18 protein-coding genes are annotated in these 18,897 nt (G+C 60.3%); 5 read left to right on the forward strand and 13 right to left on the reverse strand.

The features are described from left to right. Window positions 1–66: 66 nt before the first annotated feature. The gene (locus tag LRO94_RS12375; RefSeq protein WP_032887053.1) at window positions 67–327 is read right to left on the reverse strand and encodes a hypothetical protein; all 261 of its coding nucleotides are present in this window, start codon (window positions 325–327) and stop codon (window positions 67–69) included. 357 nt (window positions 328–684) lie between these two features. Between LRO94_RS12375 and LRO94_RS12380 the strand changes: the two genes are divergently transcribed. Further along, window positions 685–2,010, forward strand: coding sequence for a sigma-54 dependent transcriptional regulator (locus tag LRO94_RS12380; RefSeq protein ID WP_095185907.1), 1,326 nt, complete (start codon window positions 685–687; stop codon window positions 2,008–2,010). 109 nt (window positions 2,011–2,119) lie between these two features. Here the strand turns inward: LRO94_RS12380 and LRO94_RS12385 are convergent, their stop codons facing one another. The 7 genes from LRO94_RS12385 to LRO94_RS12415 all read right to left on the reverse strand — a co-directional run bounded on the left by LRO94_RS12385 (window position 2,120) and on the right by LRO94_RS12415 (window position 8,132). Further along, window positions 2,120–3,427: an autotransporter outer membrane beta-barrel domain-containing protein gene (locus LRO94_RS12385; RefSeq protein ID WP_032887051.1), complete on the reverse strand. Its 1,308-nt coding sequence runs from the start codon at window positions 3,425–3,427 to the stop codon at window positions 2,120–2,122. A 49-nt stretch (window positions 3,428–3,476) separates the two neighbouring features. After that, entirely contained in the window at window positions 3,477–4,220 is a 744-nt protein-coding gene (locus LRO94_RS12390) for a hypothetical protein (RefSeq protein WP_095185906.1), read from the reverse strand. A 38-nt stretch (window positions 4,221–4,258) separates the two neighbouring features. Next, window positions 4,259–4,939, reverse strand: a complete 681-nt coding sequence (locus LRO94_RS12395; RefSeq protein ID WP_122764295.1) for a C39 family peptidase — start codon at window positions 4,937–4,939, stop codon at window positions 4,259–4,261. A gap of 61 nt (window positions 4,940–5,000) precedes the next feature. Then, the gene (locus LRO94_RS12400) at window positions 5,001–5,744 is read right to left on the reverse strand and encodes a hypothetical protein (RefSeq protein WP_099602902.1); all 744 of its coding nucleotides are present in this window, start codon (window positions 5,742–5,744) and stop codon (window positions 5,001–5,003) included. A 67-nt stretch (window positions 5,745–5,811) separates the two neighbouring features. Beyond that, on the reverse strand, window positions 5,812–6,360 hold the full coding sequence (locus LRO94_RS12405; RefSeq protein ID WP_032887046.1) for a hypothetical protein: 549 nt from the start codon (window positions 6,358–6,360) through the stop codon (window positions 5,812–5,814). Next, a complete protein-coding gene (locus LRO94_RS12410; protein WP_032887045.1) occupies window positions 6,360–6,809 on the reverse strand; it encodes a hypothetical protein in 450 nt (149 codons plus the stop codon). Before LRO94_RS12410 ends, LRO94_RS12405 begins: the two co-directional genes overlap by 1 nt. Window positions 6,810–7,136: 327 nt before the next feature. Next, window positions 7,137–8,132, reverse strand: a complete 996-nt coding sequence (locus LRO94_RS12415; RefSeq protein ID WP_095185903.1) for a FecR family protein — start codon at window positions 8,130–8,132, stop codon at window positions 7,137–7,139. 141 nt (window positions 8,133–8,273) lie between these two features. On the opposite strand from LRO94_RS12415, the gene LRO94_RS12420 reads away from it, so the two are divergent. Continuing rightward, window positions 8,274–8,543, forward strand: coding sequence for a PepSY domain-containing protein (locus LRO94_RS12420; RefSeq protein ID WP_016979404.1), 270 nt, complete (start codon window positions 8,274–8,276; stop codon window positions 8,541–8,543). 21 nt (window positions 8,544–8,564) lie between these two features. Here LRO94_RS12420 and LRO94_RS12425 read toward each other — a convergent pair whose 3' ends face one another. Continuing rightward, entirely contained in the window at window positions 8,565–13,730 is a 5,166-nt protein-coding gene (locus tag LRO94_RS12425; RefSeq protein WP_179179151.1) for a dermonecrotic toxin domain-containing protein, read from the reverse strand. 180 nt (window positions 13,731–13,910) lie between these two features. Here LRO94_RS12425 and LRO94_RS12430 point away from each other — a divergent pair, with 180 nt between their 5' ends. After that, entirely contained in the window at window positions 13,911–14,948 is a 1,038-nt protein-coding gene (locus LRO94_RS12430; RefSeq protein ID WP_179179150.1) for an Ldh family oxidoreductase, read from the forward strand. Window positions 14,949–15,099: 151 nt separating this feature from the next. On the opposite strand, the gene LRO94_RS12435 is transcribed toward LRO94_RS12430, so the two are convergent. Continuing rightward, entirely contained in the window at window positions 15,100–15,420 is a 321-nt protein-coding gene (locus LRO94_RS12435; RefSeq protein WP_032887039.1) for a DUF883 family protein, read from the reverse strand. 163 nt (window positions 15,421–15,583) lie between these two features. Here LRO94_RS12435 and LRO94_RS12440 point away from each other — a divergent pair, with 163 nt between their 5' ends. Further along, the gene (locus tag LRO94_RS12440; RefSeq protein ID WP_003190904.1) at window positions 15,584–15,838 is read left to right on the forward strand and encodes a hypothetical protein; all 255 of its coding nucleotides are present in this window, start codon (window positions 15,584–15,586) and stop codon (window positions 15,836–15,838) included. Here LRO94_RS12440 and LRO94_RS12445 read toward each other — a convergent pair. After that, the gene (locus LRO94_RS12445) at window positions 15,810–16,730 is read right to left on the reverse strand and encodes a LysR family transcriptional regulator (protein ID WP_179179149.1); all 921 of its coding nucleotides are present in this window, start codon (window positions 16,728–16,730) and stop codon (window positions 15,810–15,812) included. The genes LRO94_RS12440 and LRO94_RS12445 overlap by 29 nt on opposite strands. A gap of 91 nt (window positions 16,731–16,821) precedes the next feature. Here LRO94_RS12445 and LRO94_RS12450 point away from each other — a divergent pair, with 91 nt between their 5' ends. Further along, a complete protein-coding gene (locus tag LRO94_RS12450) occupies window positions 16,822–17,748 on the forward strand; it encodes a carbon-nitrogen hydrolase family protein (RefSeq protein ID WP_032887037.1) in 927 nt (308 codons plus the stop codon). A gap of 119 nt (window positions 17,749–17,867) precedes the next feature. On the opposite strand, the gene LRO94_RS12455 is transcribed toward LRO94_RS12450, so the two are convergent. After that, a complete protein-coding gene (locus LRO94_RS12455) occupies window positions 17,868–18,413 on the reverse strand; it encodes a GNAT family N-acetyltransferase (RefSeq protein WP_179179148.1) in 546 nt (181 codons plus the stop codon). Between the two features lie 18 nt (window positions 18,414–18,431). Beyond that, complete coding sequence (locus tag LRO94_RS12460) at window positions 18,432–18,893, reverse strand: LEA type 2 family protein (RefSeq protein WP_032887033.1); 462 nt, start codon at window positions 18,891–18,893, stop codon at window positions 18,432–18,434. Window positions 18,894–18,897 lie beyond the last annotated feature (4 nt).

The raw sequence follows: 18,897 nt of genomic DNA on the forward strand, positions 1-18,897 counted from the left end.
CGTCTTAAGTTCAGTTGCCCAACTTCCGATCAGTGTCTTGCAGTGATCGGAAGTTGGTGCAGCAACTTACTTAGGCATCGCCCAGGACTGCAACTGGTAGCCATCTTTGTCGAGTTCGGCACGGGCCTGCAACAGCAGGTCTTCCAATTGCGCCGGGTCGCTGTAGGTGTTCGATGACAGTTGTTTGCTGCCAATACGGGTATTGGTGCGGTCGATGACGCTCAGGCTCAAGGCGCCGTTGCCATCGTGCCAGGCCACGCACTGAAAGGGCTGAAAAGCACGGTCTGCGATCAAAAGAGCTTCGTTGATGCGGAGCGGGGCGTTCATGTGGGTCTCTCTCTAAATGCCCATTCAAGTGAGTACCGGCGGTTGGGCTGACCGTGCGGCGGGTTACTTGTACTGATGCACGATGACGGGGTACGGGTCACATGTTAGAGCAACAAATTTTAACTTTTCCTGATGACTGTCATGTAAGCGGCTGTTTTGAAAGCTGAATGAAAGTTTTAGCCGTGCCCAACTTTTTTTGATGGACGCGACAGTGGGTGGCTTTTTGCCCGCACTTATAGCGAAACGGTACAAGGCCCGCGTCAAGATTTTGCTAGTGTTAGCGCTGAGCGCCACAAACCGTTGTTTCTAAATAACTTTACCTCCAGCAATCAACAATTTTGGCGCCAAGGAATAGTCATGGTTGTTACACCTGCGCAACGCCGCTTGCTCGTGGTCGATCCCTGCGATGACTGCCATGGGCTATTGCCCGGTTTGCGCACGGCAGGTTGGGAGGTGGACAGCTGTGCTTTGGAGGCGGTGGGCGACCGGTCGTGTGACTTGGGTTTGCTGCGGTTGCAGCCCTATCACCTGGAGCGCCCCGAAGCGGTCAAGGAATTGATCGGCCGCAGCGGCACCGAGTGGATCGCTGTGCTCAGCCAGGATGTGCTGCGTTTGCAGAATGTCGGTGATTTTGTCTGCGAGTGGTTCTTCGACTTCCATACCCTGCCGTTTGACGTCGCGCGCGTGCAGGTCACCCTCGGCCGGGCCTTTGGCATGGCGCGCTTGCGCGGCAAGGGCAATGCCCCGGTAAATGAGCCGGAGCACGAACTGCTCGGCGACAGTCGGCCGATTCGCGAACTTCGCAAGCTATTGGCCAAGCTCGCACCCACCGAGTCCCCGGTTTTGATCCGTGGTGACAGTGGCACCGGTAAAGAACTGGTGGCCAAGACCCTGCATCGCCAATCCCAACGCCACGCCAAGCCCTTTGTCGCGATCAACTGCGGCGCGATTCCTGAACACCTCATCCAATCCGAACTGTTCGGCCATGAGAAGGGCGCCTTCACCGGCGCCCATCAGCGCAAGGTCGGGCGCATCGAAGCGGCCCATGGCGGCACGCTGTTCCTTGATGAAATCGGCGATTTACCCATGGAACTGCAAGCCAATCTGCTGCGGTTTCTCCAGGAGAAACAGGTTGAGCGCGTCGGCGGTAGCCAGCCTATCCCCGTGGATGTGCGGGTACTGGCGGCAACTCACGTCGACCTCGAAGCCGCTGTGGCCAAGGGGGCTTTTCGTGAGGACTTGTACTACCGACTCAATGTGCTGCAAGTGGTCACTGCGCCGCTGCGCGAGCGCCATGGCGACGTAGCGATGCTGGCTAACCACTTCTCACGCTTCTACAGCCAGGAAACCGGCCGCCGTCCGCGCAGTTTCAGCGAAGACGCGCTGGTGGCGATGGGGCAACATCCGTGGCCGGGCAATGTGCGCGAGTTGGCCAACCGCGTGCGTCGTGGCCTGGTACTCGCCGAAGGGCGGCAGATCGAGGCTATTGATCTGGGATTGATCAGCGAACAGGCAATTTCGCCACCCCTGTCTACACTGGAAGACTACAAACACCGCGCCGAACGCCAGGCGCTGTGCGATGTGCTCAACCGGCACAGCGATAACTTGAGTGTCGCTGCCCGCGTCCTGGGAATTTCCCGGCCAACGTTCTATCGGTTGCTGCACAAACACCAGATCCGCTAGGGCGGGTAAACCGAAAAGCCCCGCAACGACCCTTATCGTTGCGGGGCTTTTCCTTTTATTACGTTATCGGAGCAAGCTCCTTCGCCTCAGGAATACACCGTCGGATCAGTTAAAAGTAATACGGAAACTTCAGGCTAAACGTAAAGTCCGGCGCATCATCCGTCATCCCAATCGCCAGGTTCGGCACGATCGTCAAATTATCCGATGCCGCGATCGTCATCCCCACGTTGAAGTACCCGGCGTTCGCATCACTGGACACCACCGACTGCCAGTCGCCGCCATTAGGCTTGAGCCGACTCTTGCGCTGCACCAGGTCCGACACCGAGAACGACATACTCATCTTCTCGTTGAGGGCAAAGGCCACACCAACGCCAAACTGGAAGCTGTCACCCAGGCTGACCTTGCCGCCGACCTTCTGGTTGACGTCACTGCTGATGTCGTCGAACGAACCCTCGAAGTTGTGGGTGTAGGAGAGCGAGCCAAACAACACCGCCGGGTCGAAGGTCTTGACCAGGGAAATCCCCGGCGTGACCGACCAGACCCCGTTACCCGTAGGCAGGCTTTCCGGCACGAACAGGTTGTCGTTGCCGGGTGTGTTGACCAGCTTGATACCAAACGGTTCTTTACCCGTAGGCGCCTTGACCCGCACCGACACCACGGCGTCCGGCAGATTGGGAGTTTCGTCGAGGAATTTGTACGCCACACCAAAGTTGACGTCGCCGATGGTCGGGTCGCGCGTGACCGAGGCTTCCGACGTCGCCGTGCCGTTGTTGCCGGCGCCGGCGGACTGGTAGGTGGAGTCGCGGTACACCACGGGCACGTTCACGTCGAACTGCCAGCGATTATCGAAGTTGTAGCGCCCGGTCAGGTCCAGGGTCCAGTTATCGGACTTGATCCGGTCCAGGTTGATATTGCCGAGGAAAATCGAGTCCAGCGCCAGAAAGCCGTTGAGGGTCAACTGGCGAGCATCGTAACGGGCATAGGTAATGCCGGTTTCAAAGCTGAACTTGCCATTCCCGAAAAAGCCGCTGGCTTCGTTATAGAGGTTACTCACACTTTGCGCAGGGGCCGAGTCGTCCTTGAGGGACTGGCCGTAGGAACTGCCGCCACCACCACCGGCGCCGCCGGATGCTGCTGCGGCGCCCGTGCCTGCGACCGTCGCGCCACTGGCTTTCTGAAAGTCTGCCGGCGATTTGGCCAGGCGCTTGGGCGCCGGTGCCGACGGTTGATCTTCGACCTGTCGTACCCGTTGTTCCAGTACCGCCAAAGCTTTTTGCTGAACGTCATACCGCTGCTTGAGTTCTAGAAGTTCCTGTTTGAGCGTTTCTATATCGGCGTCTGGCGCGGCATACAGAACGGATGCAGGCAAGAGCGTACTTAAACAGACCACCGCATGAAGCGATAACGATCGATGCATGAAATAAGCCGTCCTTTTCTAATGCGTAAGTGTCGAGGGTCAGCGTAGTTCAATAACCGAGGGTGCGTAGGCCTTTGAGTTGGTCCAAGTTGCAGTTCAGCGCACCGTTGTTCAAACCGTTGTTATTCATCACGACGTTGAGCTGGGTCATGTTGTTGACGAAGTTGGTGTTGCCGGTCAAAACCGTACCTTGCAGCACAGTACCGCCGCCGATCTGCTGCAAACTGTTGCCCTGGTTATGGTTGGCCTGGATCGCCATCTGCAAGCCCCCATTGTTGGCCGACACACTCACCCGGCCTGCTGCGCTGTCCCCGGTAACGGTACCGCCGGCGACCAGTACTTGCCCCGATTGCACCGCGTTGGAAGGCGCGAAGCCGTTCTCGACGGTAATGCCTACGTTGTTATAGGCGGTGTTGCCATCGCCAGCGGTTCGCACGCTCTGGGTCACGCCTTGGCCACTGCCCAGCCCGGCGCCGCCTGTGACTGTGCCGGTACCGGTGTTCGGGTTGGTCCCGTTGCCGGTCGAGCCGGTGGTCTGTACGTAGAATTGTGGGGTGATGGTCGACGAGTCGACCTGCATGCTGGCCTTGCCGGTGATGGTGTCACCCACGGCGTTGGTCCACGTGCTGCTCATGACAATGCCGAAGCTAATGATGCGCCCCGGCATGACGTAACGGCCGCGCAGGTCGGCCATTTCCGAATCCTTGAGTTCGATCGGTTTGAACCCCGATGAAGCATAAGCGGGCATTGAGGCTGCCAGACACATGACCGTCAGCCAACGGGAAGTGTTCATCTTCTGCTCCTGGAGCGTCCTGCCCCTTATTGCGCTTCTTAGAAGAAGTCGCTCTGGATAAAACCGAAGTCCATCAGCTCGGCATCGCCTACGGGCCTGAACTCATTCAACTGGTTCTTGGCGGTCAGCGGAGTAGGCGGGTCGAGCAAGGCATTGGCCTTGTCGTAACCTTCACCCAGCACAGCGAAGACGATGCCATTCCAGCCCTTGAGGAAGTCGTCACGCGAATAGCGCTTGTGGCCCAATACCGGGTCGCCGATATAGACCCAGTCCTTGTCCGCGCGCTGCATCACCACGAAGTGCTTGTAGCCACGAATTTCCAGCAGCACCACCACAGGGATCTTCACGGTGACCAGGGTCTCTGGTCCGATCTTGTAGCCCCGGGCACGCATGCCGATGCTTTCGAGGTAGCGCTTCATGTCCAGCATGGAAAAGCCCTGGGTACGTACCAGGTCCTGGTCTGCATTGACCAACATGCCTTTGATGACGTGATCTTCGTCCACGTCCAGCCAGTAACCCTGGCGCAGAATGGTGGCGAGTGCCGCAGCACCGCAGCTGAAATCGGTTTTCTGTTCCACCAGGTTGGCGAACCGGCGCTCACGGATACTCTCGACCTTCTTGTAGATCACTGCACCGCCAGGCAGGGCGGAGATCGCCATGTTGCCTGCCCACGTTGGGCCGGTGAGTAACATCAGGAGGGTGAGGGTCGCGACGCGCATGATCGTGTGACCTGCTGGACACTGGAATAAAAAAGGGCCTTGTTGCCAAGGCCCCGTTGGATCAGAAGCGCACGCCGCTGGCGCAGACGGTGCAACCTTGACCGATCGACAGGCTGTTGCTGCCTTGGTTGCCCGAGCCGGATTGCAGGTTCACACCCACGTTGCCGGAGTTGCGGTTAACCGAGTTGTCGAGGCTGGAGTTGTTGGACACGTATTGAGCCTTGCCATGGCCATACCCGTAGCTGGTAGCGGCAGTGTTCAGGTAGCTGTTGGCGAGGGAGTTTTGCTCGGTGTTGGCGGCCGCTGCGATGTTTTTGCCATCAGCAGTGGTGATTGCCAGGTTGTTTTTACCCTGGTTGCCTTGACCGGCCTGGCCGTTGTAACCCAGGTTGCCGGAGTTACCGTTAAGGGAGTTATCCGCAGAGGCGTTGTTCTGGGTGCCTTTGTTGACGAAGTTGTTCAGCGCGCTGTTTTGATTGACATCGACGACAGCGAATACTGTTGCAAAGTCACCCTTGGCGCTGGAGATGGCGCCGGAGTTGTCTGCCTGGTTACCGCTGCCCGACTGAACGTTAACACCGGTGTTGCCGCTGTTGCCGTTTACCGAGTTGTCGGCAGAGGCATTGTTTTCGGTTTTGGTGTCGTCAAACTTGTTGCCGCCGCTGTTTTGTACGTCTGTAACGACAGAGGCAACAACGCCGGTTGGTTGAGGCGCAGGGTGCCAACCACCACCTGCCTGAGCAGCAGCAGCCATGAGTGCGGCGAGAGCGAAAACCATTGGTTTCAGAGCCATTTGAGGTTTCATGGTGTTTCTCCTTGCTTCTAATTAGTTGGTTAAGTGTTGGTACGGTCTAACGAGTACTACCAAGCGTTTACTTGATAGTGATGCCTAGGGTGTTAGCCACTCGGTTCCCCACCCCGGCACTCTGGTTCACCTGAATCACTCCTCGGCTGCCTGTGAAGGCCTGGTCGCTGGTAGCGACCTGGCGGCTGCCAGTGGTGGGGGTGAGCCCTGAGTCGGTCAACTGCGTCGAGTTCTGTTGCAACAGGACGCTGTCATCAATGCTTTGCGGGCCAGGGTTAATGCTGATCCGCACGGCATTGACTGATTGGTTATTGGCCCCGGCCGACTGGTTGATACCCAGCACACCGTTGCCGTTGGTAAAAGAGGTGCCATGAATCGCCGCTTTGGCGTTCAGGGACGGGTCGACGCTGCCGTTCTGGCGCTGGATGTTGACGTTGGTGGCCTGGCCACCGAGCGCAATGGCACGGCTGTTGGACATTTGTTGCTGGTTGCCGGCCGCCTGGTTGATCGACACGACACCTTCGTATTGTTGGCCGCTGTTGTTGATCACCGCGGTGTTGTCGGCGAAGACCGGAGCGGCGGCCAGCAGGGCGAGAACGAGCAGGGAGCGGTTCATTACTTGCCCCCCATCATGCTGCCGATGTTGTTCAGCGGCGCCATGCCGCGCTGGATCGAGTCGCTGATCTGTCCACCCATGCTGCTGCCCGCACCGTGGCCGGCGGCAGAGCCGGCCCCCAGGGTGGACATGCTGTTTTGCGTGGCATGCAGGCCGGTCAAGGTGTTGTTCGTCGGAATCGCGCCGACGATGCTGGAGCCGCTGCTGATGCCGCCGATATCCATATCACTGAGCTCGCCGGTTGCACCGATGATGTCGCGGCTGGGATTGGCGTTGGCGGTGGTGGGGTAGGGGTCTTTACCGAAGGCGGCGCGACCGTACATGTGAGCCTGTACGTTGCGCCCTGTCACGATCACGCCATCGCCTGCAAAGCTTGGAACACTGATGCCGACGCTGAGTACACAGCTGATCAGCAGTACGTTCATCGGACCTTGAGTGAGTGTGATCACGGCGGCATTCCCTATTCTTCGCGCTGACCCTAAACAGCGCTGTTAGGGATAGAGCAGAAGCCGTGCCGCTTTTTATTTAGTGTTTATTTTCAATAGGTTGGAGTTAATCGAGGGCAAAGTGATGTCAGTGCTGTTTCATGGCTGATACACCTGCGGTTACGGCACGCGCACCCGGCCGTACCACAAACGATTCACCCTGTTGTATCACCGCTGTAACACCGCCCATGACAAATCGATGAATCCGCACAGTACGGGCGCTTCAGAGGCGCCGTGTGTTTCAAAAATGGACACTGCGGGCGCAAAGAATCCCGGGGATGTGGATCAGGCTCAGCCTTTAGGGGATTGACGCGGAATGGAGTTGAGCACGGGGTTGCCATCCTGGTTCTGGGTCAGGTAGACCGGCAGCACCTTGGGCAGGGAGGGGATGAGGTTGTTGACTTCATTGATGTTGTAGATCCCGCCAATGCGAATCGCCCCGGTGCTGGCATCCGCGAGCATCACCGGTTTGTTCAGGTAGCGGTTGATCAGCGGCAACGCGTCGACCAGGGCCAGGTTGTCGAGGATCAGCTTGCCCTGGCGCCAGGCCAGCGCGCTGTCGTTGGGGCTGATCGTGGCGACGCGCGGTGTGGCGTCGCCCAATTGATAGCTGGCCTGCATCCCGGGGGTAAGCGGCACGCTGCCGTGGATCCGGTCGCTGGAAATCTGGACTGCGCCTTCAAGCAGCATGACCCGCACCTGATCGCCGTATTTCCACACATTGAATTGCGTGCCCGTCACCTGCACCTGACCTTCGCCGGCACGCACGACGAAAGGATGCTCACGGTCGTGGCTGACTTTGAAAAACGCTTCGCCCTTTTTCAGCGTGACCCGACGTTGGTCTTTGTAGTTGCTGTAGACCAGTTCAGTGCCGAGGTTCAGCTCCACTTGACTGCCATCCCCCAACGTCACCTGGCGCAAACCATCGGCGGCTTCAAAGCGCTCGTAGGCATTGGGCAGCCAGCCCGCTTCCCAACCGGTAAAGGCCGCCACCGGTAAGGCTGCCAGGCATATGGCTGCCGCGGCGGCGTAGGTACGTAGCCGACTGCGCGGTTTGAACGGCACCACCAAGGCGGTGGGTTCGTGGCGGGGCAGATGGTCGGCGACGTCCCAGATTTCCAGCATCGCGGCGTATTCGAAGGCGTGCAGCGGGTCGCAATCGTGCCATTGGGCAAAAGCCTGACGTTCACCGGGGGTGCAATCACTTGCATGCATACGCATGCACCAATGCGCAGCGGCGTCGGTGATGGCGTCATATTCGGCTTCTGAAAGGGACTTTTCGCTCATTAACTCATCCTGATTTCCCACATTCTAACCCCCAGGGTGCATCGCGAGAACATCCATCATGGCGATTGCACATCAATTGGAACTTATTCTCGTTTGGAGGCGCCTAAAAAATTCAGGACATTCCTACAATGGAGAACGAAAATGCTGAAGAAAACCTTAGTCGCCCTGTGTGCAACCACTGCGCTGCTCAGCGCCGGCGCCGCGCTGGCCGATAAACCGGGTGCGGGCTGGATCACCATCGAGAAGGCCATCGAAGTGGCCAAGACCAAGGCAGGCTATGTCGAGGTCTACGCCGCTGAAGCCGACGACAACGGTTATTGGGAAGTCAAAGGGCGCAAGTCCGACGGCACCGTTTATGAAGCACGTATCGACGGCGCTTCGGGCAATATCCTGCGCGACCAGAAAGATTGATCTACCCCGCCGGGAGCCTGCTCAGGCTCCCGCATCCAGACTGCGCCCCAGCTCGCTGATCATGCAGGTCACCGAGTCGGCGTTGGCCAGAATCGTGTCGATACGCTTGTCGCTGTTGCTCATGAACACCGATCGCGCCTCCTCCAGTGTGCGGGCGCCGGTGGTGCTCAGGACTTTATCGCGCAACGGCGCGGTCAAGCGGCGGCTGCCGAAATCCTCCCATTGCTGGGAAAACGCATCCCAGGTTCTGAACAGCATGCTGGCAGGTGTGGAGATCGACAGTGCGTTATCCCGCAGGTTATCCAGGTCGGTTTTCATCAGCGTGGCGCCGTTGATGGCAACGTTGATGAGGTCCGGGAAGGGCCGCATGCTGTCCAGGTAAGCCAGGTCCTCGGTCAGAGATTTGATGTGGGTGATCTCGTGTATCAGCACCGTGGCGCGCGCATGGGCGCAGATGTTGAACGGCGTGGTCAGGCGGTTCTGATAGATGTCCATGGGCGGGTCGAAGAAGCGGTCCAGCAAGTAGATCTTGTGGTCGGCATCGTCGGGCACGACGAAAGCAAAGGAATCGTGGGGGCTGTACCGATGGGTGCCGCTGACAAACCGCATCGAGTCGGGCCCGATCAGGGTGTGATTGATCAGTTCATCAAGCACCTCGTCAATGCGCCGCTCGACCCTTCGCACTTGTTCGGGCGCCAGCGAGACAACGCCGAAAAATTCACTGAAAAAACGCCCCAGGCGGCTGCTCGGTTCACGAAGCGTGGCGAAGTGCAGCAAGTTGCGCTTGCAGGTCACCGCATAGTAAGTCGCCACATTCAGCGCTTCATCAATGCACTGGGCCTTCCAACTGGATAGCGCGGCGATCTCGCGCATGCCCACGGCTTCAATGTTGATGGCGTTCCGTTCGGCCAGGCGTGTGCTCATTTTGCCGGCGTAGCGGCTCAAGGTTTTGCCGTAGCGTGGGTGATGGCGGTCGAGGTCCAGCGTCCACTGGCCGTGGGCGTTGCGCTGTACATAGGGGCCCAGCCGATCGCCCTTGCTCAGGCGCCAGCGTTCGCCGGCGCGTTTTACCGGATAGACTTTTCCCGCCAGCGGCAGGAAATTGCGCGAGGTGGTGTCATCCCGATACACCTGGTTGGCTGAGCTGAATGACAAGTCGCCGAGGGCGTCATCGTGGTGTTCAAAACCGCGCAACTGTGTGCGTTCGGGCGCGGTTATTGCCAACTCGTCCAGGTTGGCGGCTGCGGGGGCAGGCGCTTGCAGCCACCGCTCCACTGACGGCTGCTCTGCAGGTGGCGGCGTCTGTTGCAGGGGCCTGTCCAGCGCTTTGCGCAACGAGGCCAGTTCAGCCACGCCGAGGGCGAAGGTTTTCAGTGCGTGCCTCCAGCGGTGCGCCTGCAGGTTTTCGGCGGAGTCTTTGAACAGTTGATAGCTGCGCCACACCACCAGCGGATAGGCCAGTTTGCCGGCCAGGAACTGGAGGCCGTTGGGGATTTCCTGAGTGAGCAGGCAAGTGATCGCATCCCAATGGGTCTTGCCCGACGGGGCAAACTGCGCGCCTAGCATCTGCAGCAGCATCTGCACGTTGTCCTCAAACAGTTGCTTGAGCAGGTTGCCGCCCATGGGCGTTGCGCCGAGGGTGATTTCTGCCAGTCCGACGTGCCAGCCCTTGTCCAGCAGGTTGCGATAGGTGGCGCGCTGCGCCCCCTCCAGTTGCCCCACGATCCAGTCCTGCAGTGCGCCGGGGTTGGTGAACTCACTGAGCAGCGCCGCTTCGCTGGCGAATTCCTTCAGCAAATGCTGGGGGCTGAAGGGCGCGTACAGCACCAGCGGCCCGGACGCGCCGGCCTGCGGACCTATCAGGTAGCAACCCAGCGCCCTGGCGCTTGCTGCGCCTTCGGTGGCGATCAACTCCAAGTGGCGGACGGTGGCCGAGCTGCCACTCACGCTGGCACGCGCCACTGCATCGGGCATGTCAAACACTTGCTGGATGAGGCTCCAGGCGTTGGCAGACAGTCGCTCATTGAGCATCTGCTCATGGGCGTATTGCAGGAGTTGCCAGGGTAACTGCCGGCAAAACAGAGTTCGCCGCGCGCGCGCGTCTTCGCTTGGTTGCTTGAGGTGGGTGATAAGCCGTTGCTGGTAGATGCCTTTCAAGTCCAGTTGGCGCACCAGTTGCACGACGGCATCGCCGTCCAGCGCCGCCGGTAACGGCGTGGCGGTGCGCGAGCTTGGCCGGATGCGCTCGGCATGCAGGTCCGGCAAGTGCCGCAGGGCGAAATCGGTGAGGGTCTGCGTGTGGCCGTCCAGGTCAATACGGCAGGGAATCAGGATGTTATCGGGGTTGAGCGCTTGTTGGGCAAAGCGAGCATCGAGCAGGCTCGTCAACGTGTTAACGACCTGCTCGCGCAGGGGCGTAATGCTGTGCAGATAGTCACGCTCCTGCGGCGCGCTGAGGCGGTACTGCTCAAGCAGTTCGGCGTGCAGTATCTGTTCATCCGGCGACGCCATGCCCAGCCAGACCGGCAGTGACTGCTGGTGGATCATCGCGTGCGCCATGGCAATCGCCCTGGGCAGGTTGGACGGTGGCGCGCGGCGGATCAATGCGTCCATGCAGTCCTGGAAGCGCTGCACGCCGGGTTTCATTGCCAGTAGATGGTCAATCTCGTCGCGCAGCCAGGCGCTGTAGGAGCGTTGGCGGTTATCCAGCAGATGATCGTCAATGCGTTGCAGCGGGCCCAAGCGGTAGGTCTGGTGGGGCATGCGGCTGGATACCGGCAGGTTTTCGAGCAAGGGCCAGCAGACCAGCGGATCTTGCAAGCGTTGCCCCAGCACCTCACCCAGCGCCTGGATGGATGCAAACGCCTCAAACCCAGAGCGCGGGGTCCACAGCAGGGCCGCGCCGGAGTGATCGGGGTCCAGACCTCCGCGTTCGGTCAGTACAAAACAGTTGGCCAGGGGCTGGGGCAGGGCGGCTGCGTCACTGCAGAGACTCAGGGCGTATGCGTCCGGCAGGAAGCCGTTGAGCCCGTGACGGCTGGCGCGGCTGCGCAGGCTGTCGGCGTTGAGCACGCAGTCGAGCAGCGCCAGTTGCTGCGGCGACAAACTTTTGTATAACCGGCTCATCTCGGCCTCGCCGCTCAACCCCTGCAACAGGCCGTGGCTTAGATGGGCCTGGTTGTTGTCCAGCAGCAGGTGCGGCAGTTCGCGCAGCTCGTGCTGGGCGAAGGTGCTCATCACCTGCTCGATGATGGCATTGAAGCTATCGACGCTCAGGTTGTGCAGTTGCCGGGCGACGCCTTCACTGCGAAGGCCGTAGAACCAGGTCAGGGCCGAGGGCGTAAGTGCTTCGGCCTGACCGGTCACCCGCGCGATAAAGTGCGCGACCATGCTCGAAGACTCCACGGGCAAGCGCTCCTCACGTTCCTGGCCCGGGGTGGCATAGGTATTGATGCAGACATCGTCGGCGTCGAGCGCCAGCTGTCTTTTCGCCAGCTCCAGGTCCAACGCATGGGCCGCCAGCACGCCCAAGGTCGGATGTTTGCTGCGCCCCATAGCCATGGCGGTTTCAACGGCCTGCAGGGGCTGCAGATGACGTTTGGCGGTTTCCGCCAGCACGGTGCTGGGGTGCCCATTGCCGCTGGACACGGGGTGAACCGACCAGCGCCCGCCGGCGTCCTGCACCAGCAGACGGCTATCGAGCAGGGTGCGCACGTCCAGCGCATGGTCGAGCAGCGCGGCGAGGTCGATGTCGCTGGCGCTGCGGTGGTACACGCCGAGGGCATGCTCAAGGTTGTCGAACTGCTTGGCGACGATGTCTTCGAGCATGTCCTGGAAGACATCGCCCTGCATCGGTTGTCCGCTGACCTGAACGTGATCCATGCCGATATACACGCTGCGTTCATCCAGCGAGAGAAAGTTGAGCAGCTCATCCTGATGGCCGGCGGCCTTGAGCATCGCCAGCAGCGTGTCGTTGAGGTCGTTCAGATCCTTGAGCACTTGCAGACCGCGGGACTGGGTGTAGAGGTAGGTGTGGGCCTTGCTGATCATCAACGTGCTGGCGAGGTCGACGTAATGTTGATAGGGCGCGTGAATACGCACCTTTTCTATGCGCAAATCATCTGCGGGCGCTGTGCTCGCGGCCGAGTCCAGCAGGAACGCGGCGCGCAGTTGCTGGCTCTCTGGGGTGGAGATAATCGCGTTTTGGCGTTTGAGCAACAGATCGGCGCGAAACTTTTCGCGCATTACCCGGGCACAAAACGTCAGGCGCGACTGGCCCGCGCTGACGTCTTCGTTCCAGTAGGTCTGTAGCAGGCTTTTCAGTAACGAGGAAAGAACGCCGCTGGTTTGTTCGATCACACTGTCCCAGCGCTGCTGGTCGAGGGCGCGTTGGTCCGCGGTCAAGGCGCTGCTGTCGTAGCCGATATTGACGAACGAATGAGTTTGATCCTGGGGCCAGGCTTGTTTGGCATAAAACTGCAGCAGTGCATCGCGCAACGGTAGTGAGGCCAGCCAACGACGGTCTTTTTGCTGCGAGGCGCGGCTGAAAAAATCCACCCGCGTGTCGGCCTGTTTCAACTTAGGAAAGAAGGAACGGGCCATGATGCCGAGCAGGCTATCAAGCATCCCGTGCAGGCTCGGCAGCTTGCGCAGCTCATTGAGTAGGGCAGCTACGTTCTGCTGCTGGCTGGCCATAATGGCGTCCTCCTGATCCTGCATCACCGCGCCCTGGATGATGGCGGTGGTGATTGTTACCGGCGCGTCTACCGGCAGCGCGTCACGTTCAGCGATTGATATAAAGCACAGCAGGTCGTCTCGCTGCGTTGGTGACTGCATGCGCTCGTGCACCGCAGCAAGCAGCACGGCGCGGCTGTCGAACAGCTCCAGCCCGCCGTAGGGGGTATAGAGCACGGCTTTATTGTCGTCCGGTGTCGGACTCATCAGGAACGCGCCAGTCAGGGTCAGCGCGGGTTTTCCAGGACGGTTGATCAGCAGTCGCTCCACCTGCATGGGGTGCGTTTGCAGGGCCGCATCCTGGCGGGCTGCATCCGTGGCGTAGTAAAGCGTATGCAGCCACTCCAGATCCTTGACGGTAAATCCCAACGCCCGCTCCCGTGGCGTCGGCTGTTTACGCCCGGCAGGCAGCAGGAATTCGTCGAAAAAGTACGGCGGGGAAAGCGTCGCCATGGTGCTCGCTCCATCAAACTGGCAGTTACGAGGCTCCACGGTAGGCGCTTGCGCCAGGGGCGGGGCGGTAGATAACTGCTTCGGCGGCAAGCGGACGTTGACAGCAAGCACAGGAGGCGTTGTTTAATCGACGGGTCTGGATTGTTGTTGTCTCTTCCAATTATAAAATCGGAGCTACAGATGTCTGCCCAGTCCCCGATCATCGACAGTGCTACAGCATTCATGGGTTTCAACGAGCTGAAGGCGTTGCTGCAGGCGATCTTCGTCAAGCACGGCACCTCGCCCGACGTCGCGGCGATCCTTGCGCACAACTGCGCCAGCGCCGAGCGCGATGGCGCTCACAGCCACGGCATCTTCCGCATCCCTGGTTACCTCAGCACCCTGGCCAGCGGCTGGGTCAACGGCCAGGCGGTGCCGGTGGTCACCGACGTGGCGTCCGGCTTCGTGCGGGTCGATGCCGGCAACGGGTTCGCTCAGCCGGCTCTGGCGGCAGCGCGTGGGTTGCTGGAGGACAAGGCCCGCAGCGCCGGTATTGCGTTGCTGGCGATTCACAACTCCCATCACTTTGCGGCGCTTTGGCCCGACGTCGAACCCTTCGCCGAAGAAGGCCTGGTGGCGCTGAGCGTAGTCAACAGCATGACCTGCGTGGTGCCCCATGGCGCCGACCGCCCGTTGTTCGGCACCAACCCCATCGCTTTCGCCGCACCGCGTGCCGATGGCGCGCCCATTGTCTTCGACCTGGCCACCAGCGCCATTGCCCATGGCGACGTGCAAATAGCCGCGCGCAAGGGCGAGCGATTGCCGCCGGGCATGGGCGTCGACAGCCTCGGCCAACCCACCACTGACCCTAAAGCCGTGCTCGAAGGCGGCGCGTTGCTGCCGTTTGGCGGGCACAAGGGGTCGGCGTTGTCGATGATGGTCGAACTGTTGGCGGCGGCTTTGACCGGAGGCAACTTCTCCTTTGAGTTTGATTGGGCAGATCACCCAGGCGCCCGCACGCCGTGGACTGGGCAGTTGTTGATCGTGATCGACCCGAGCAAAACCGCTGGGCAAAGCTTTGCCGAGCGCAGCCAGGAACTGGTGCGGCAGATGCATGCGGCAGGGTTGCGCAGGTTGCCGGGGGATCGACGTCATCGCACGCGGGCGAAGTCGTTGGAGGTGGGGATTGAGCTGGAGGCTGAGGATCTGGCGCGATTACAGGCGCTGGTGACTGACTGAGAAGGGTTTGGCGCAGCTTGAGTGTAAGCGCTGGTTTGTCAGCGATAGCCGTTTGCCGGGGGGCATTAGATCAAGATCACAGACAGATCAAGAGCCAGGGCAACGGCGCAATAGCATCAGCGGTGTGGTTGCTATTGCGCCGCTTGCTTGATCAGTTACGACGACCCAGCAACAAACCCACTACCAGGCCAAAACCTGCGGAAATGGCCACGGTTTGCCACGGGTGGCCACCGATGTAGGTTTCGGTGGCATCCACCACCGGCTTGCTACGCTCGCGCACGTTGGACACTGAGTCCAGGGCTTGCTTGAGTTTGATCGCGACCTGCTCACGCAGGGTTTCGCCTTCTTCGCCTACCAGGGCGGCGCTGCTTTTGAGCAGTTTGTCCGACTCTTCGATCAGCGCGGTGAGTTCGCTGAAGGCTTGATCCTTGATCTGGTCTTCGACAGCTTGGGCAGCAGTTTTGCGGGCCATTGTGTGACTCCTTGCGAGTGAATGTGACAGTGAACAATGGAGTATCGCGCGATGGCAAAAGTTGCAGTTTTTTTGCTTGAGCGCAGTTCCAGCCAAAATCCGAATCAGGAAATTTCGACCTACAGTGTAAGATGTCGCCTATTTGTGCAGCAGGTAATTCAACATGAGCTTCAATCTCGCCAACAAGACCCTCGCCGAACGTGCCGAGCTGGAAGATGAAAAGTCCCGCCTCTATGACCTGTGGCAAACCAATCTGGGCAAGGCCAAGGGCGAAGCGGCGCGGTTGTTCGGTGAGCGTGCCAAGCGCAAGGGCAAGTGGGCCGAGTGGGTCCGCGCAGAGCTTGATGGCATGTCACCGCCAGAGTTTTCCAATATGGTGCGCAGCGAAGTCAACAAGCTGATGGCAGCGGCGAAGTAAAGCTGGCGGCAATCGCCTCACGTACTTTGAGCAACATAGGGTCCAACTGGGCCTGTGTCCGCCAGCCGAGTTCCACGGGGTAGCGCGGCAGCGCCACCGGGCAGGGCAGTACGCGCAGGCCTGTCATCTCGGCGATCGCCTGTGCCGCATGCCCCGGAATGGTCGCAACCGCGTGGCTGCCCTTGAGCAAAAACGGCAGCGCGGCAAAGTGGCTGGTCGACGCACACACCTGCCGGCTCAACCCCAGCGCTGCAAGGCCCTCATCCGTAATCCCAATAAAACCGCCGGACGACACCAGCACATGCTCGCGGCTGACGAACTCTTCCAGGCCGATGCTGTTCTGGTCCGGCGCAAGACTGCCGGGGTCTACCAGGCAACGGTAGTCTCCTTCCGCCAATACCTGTCGACTCAAACGGTTCTGCGCAAACCCGCCGGCGGTAATTGCCAGATCGAGCGTGCGGTCGAGCAGGGCGCCTGCCACGATCTGGCTGTGGGTCTGGCGAAAGATAACGCGCAGTTTCGGCAAACGTTGAGCGATCTCCTGCATCAAGCGGCGACCGTAGGCGATCTCGAAATCATCGGACAACCCCACTACCACGGAACGCCCTTGGTAATGCGGGTTATCCGGGTTGACCATCGCCAGGCTCTGTCGGCAACGGTCCAGCGCCTCGCTGATCACCGGCTTTAACTGATTGGCCCGCAACGTCGGCGCCAAGCCTCGGCCGGTGCGCACGAACAGCGGGTCGCCGTACACCTCGCGCAAGCGTCGCAAGCCCGCACTGATGGCCGATTGCGTGACGCCCAGGCGCAATGCCGCGCGGCTGGCGCTGGATTCGTCGTGCAGCGCTTCAAAGGTCTTCAGCAGGTTCAGATCGACCTGGGCGATATTCATTTGGCTCATATCATTCAGTGCTGAGGTGGGCTTTATTCATGATCACGGCTGGCCGGAGAATGGGCAACCCCCCTAATTCGGAGTGATCGTAATGCCTGTTTCTACTGTGGCAGCTTTGCAACTGGGTTCGTTGCCGGACGGCAAGGCGGCAACCCTTGAACAAATCCTGGGCTACGAGGACGAGATCAAACGCAGCGGCGCGCAATTGGTGGTCATGCCCGAGGCGCTGCTGGGCGGCTATCCCAAAGGCGAAGGCTTCGGCACACAACTGGGCTACCGCCTGCCCGAGGGGCGCGAGGCGTTTGCCCGTTACTTTGCCAACGCTATTGATGTGCCAGGCGCTGAAACCGAGGCGCTGGCCGGCTTGTCGGCGCGCACCGGCGCCAGCTTGGTCCTGGGTGTGATCGAGCGTAGTGGCAGCACGCTGTATTGCACCGTGCTGTATTTCGAACCCTCGGGTGGTCTGGTGGCCAAGCATCGCAAGCTGATGCCCACCGGCACCGAACGGCTGATCTGGGGCAAGGGCGATGGCTCCACCTTGCCAGTGATCGACTCCGCAGTAGGGCGTCTCGGTGGCGCGGTGTGCTGGGAAAACATGATGCCGCTGCTACGCACGGCGATGTACGCCAAGGGCGTCGAGGTCTGGTGCGCGCCAACAGTGGATGAGCGCGAAATGTGGCAGGTGAGCATGCGCCATGTGGCCCATGAAGGGCGCTGTTTTGTGGTGAGCGCGTGCCAGGTGCAAGCTTCGCCCGAGGCATTGGGGCTGGAGATTGCCAACTGGCCAGCAGGCCGTCCGTTGATTGCTGGCGGCAGTGTGATTGTCGGCCCTATGGGTGACATCCTCGCGGGGCCGTTGCTGGGTGGGGCTGGGCTGTTGACGGCGCAGATCAACACCGATGACTTGGTGAAGGCGCGGTACGACTATGACGTGGTGGGGCACTACGCTCGCCCGGATGTGTTTGAGCTGACGGTGGATGAGCGGGCCAAGCCGGGCGTGCGCTTTGTTACAGACTGAACCGGGTCTAAATGTGGGAACGGGCGTGCTCGCGAAGACGCTGTGTCAATGGGTGCAGGTGTGACTGACCCACTGCCATCGGGGGCAGCCCCCTCCCACAGTTGATTTCAGCGTTTGGGTCATTGGGATTCCAACCACTCCTCGCGGGTCATCTCCCAGATATCCCGTGGGAAGGTGCCTTCGACAAACTGCCCCTCATCGGTCCTGATCAAGCGCATCCCCGTACGCTCGGAAATTCGCCGCGACCCCAGGTTGGGCGCTGCCTTGGGGACACGCATCACGGGGCGTTGCAGCACGCCGAACCAATAGTCGGTCACCGCCGCGCTGGCTTCGGCCATCAATCCCTGGCCTTGCCATGCGGGCGCCAGCCAGAAGCCACGGTTGTTATCCACTTCATCCATCAGGCTGACGTTGCCGATCAGTTGTTCAGGCGCGGTTTTGAGGCGGATTGACCAATGCCATTCCTCGCCCCGTGCCATGGCCGGCAAGGCCACGTTTTGCAGATAGGCGAGGGCGCCGTCGGCCGGGTAGGGCCAGGGCACGAGGGCGTTGAGGTAACGCACCACGTCCCAGTGGGGAAAGTGCTGTTGGACGGCGTCCGCATCGTCCAGCGTCAGCGGGCGCAGAATCAGGCGTTCGGTGTAAAGGGTAGGCAACGCATCCATGTTGCAGAAACTCCAGGTTTACCAAGTGGCAGTATTGGGTAGGTCCAGGGTACCGCGATCCACAAACCGCATCGTGCCAAACAGCCCACCCGCGAGTTTGCCACGCAGCACATACGGCAGATTGTTCAAGCTTTGGGTCTGGCTCAGGCCCAGGGTCTGGCGCAACACCGAGAACGCAGAAACGCTGACGGGGACCCTCAGAACGGCCTCGGAAAAGCGTGGGATGCTTCCGGCCTGATCACTGACACCCGACGCCAACGGCCGGCCATTGACCTCCAGGTCCAGGGCCACGCCGTTGTAGTCGATCGCCGTTTCATTGGGGTTTTGCACCCGCAGTTTCACGACGAAGCGCACTTCCAGTTCCTGGCTTTGCAGTGGCTCGATGCCCACCACATTGATGTTGACCGGATCGCGGTTGGGGAACAGCGCGCAGGCGCTCAAGGTCAGCAGCAACAGTGATAGAACCATGAGCTTGCGCATACAA

The organism is Pseudomonas sivasensis (assembly GCF_021391435.1).
In the GTDB taxonomy this organism is placed as follows: domain Bacteria; phylum Pseudomonadota; class Gammaproteobacteria; order Pseudomonadales; family Pseudomonadaceae; genus Aquipseudomonas; species Aquipseudomonas sivasensis.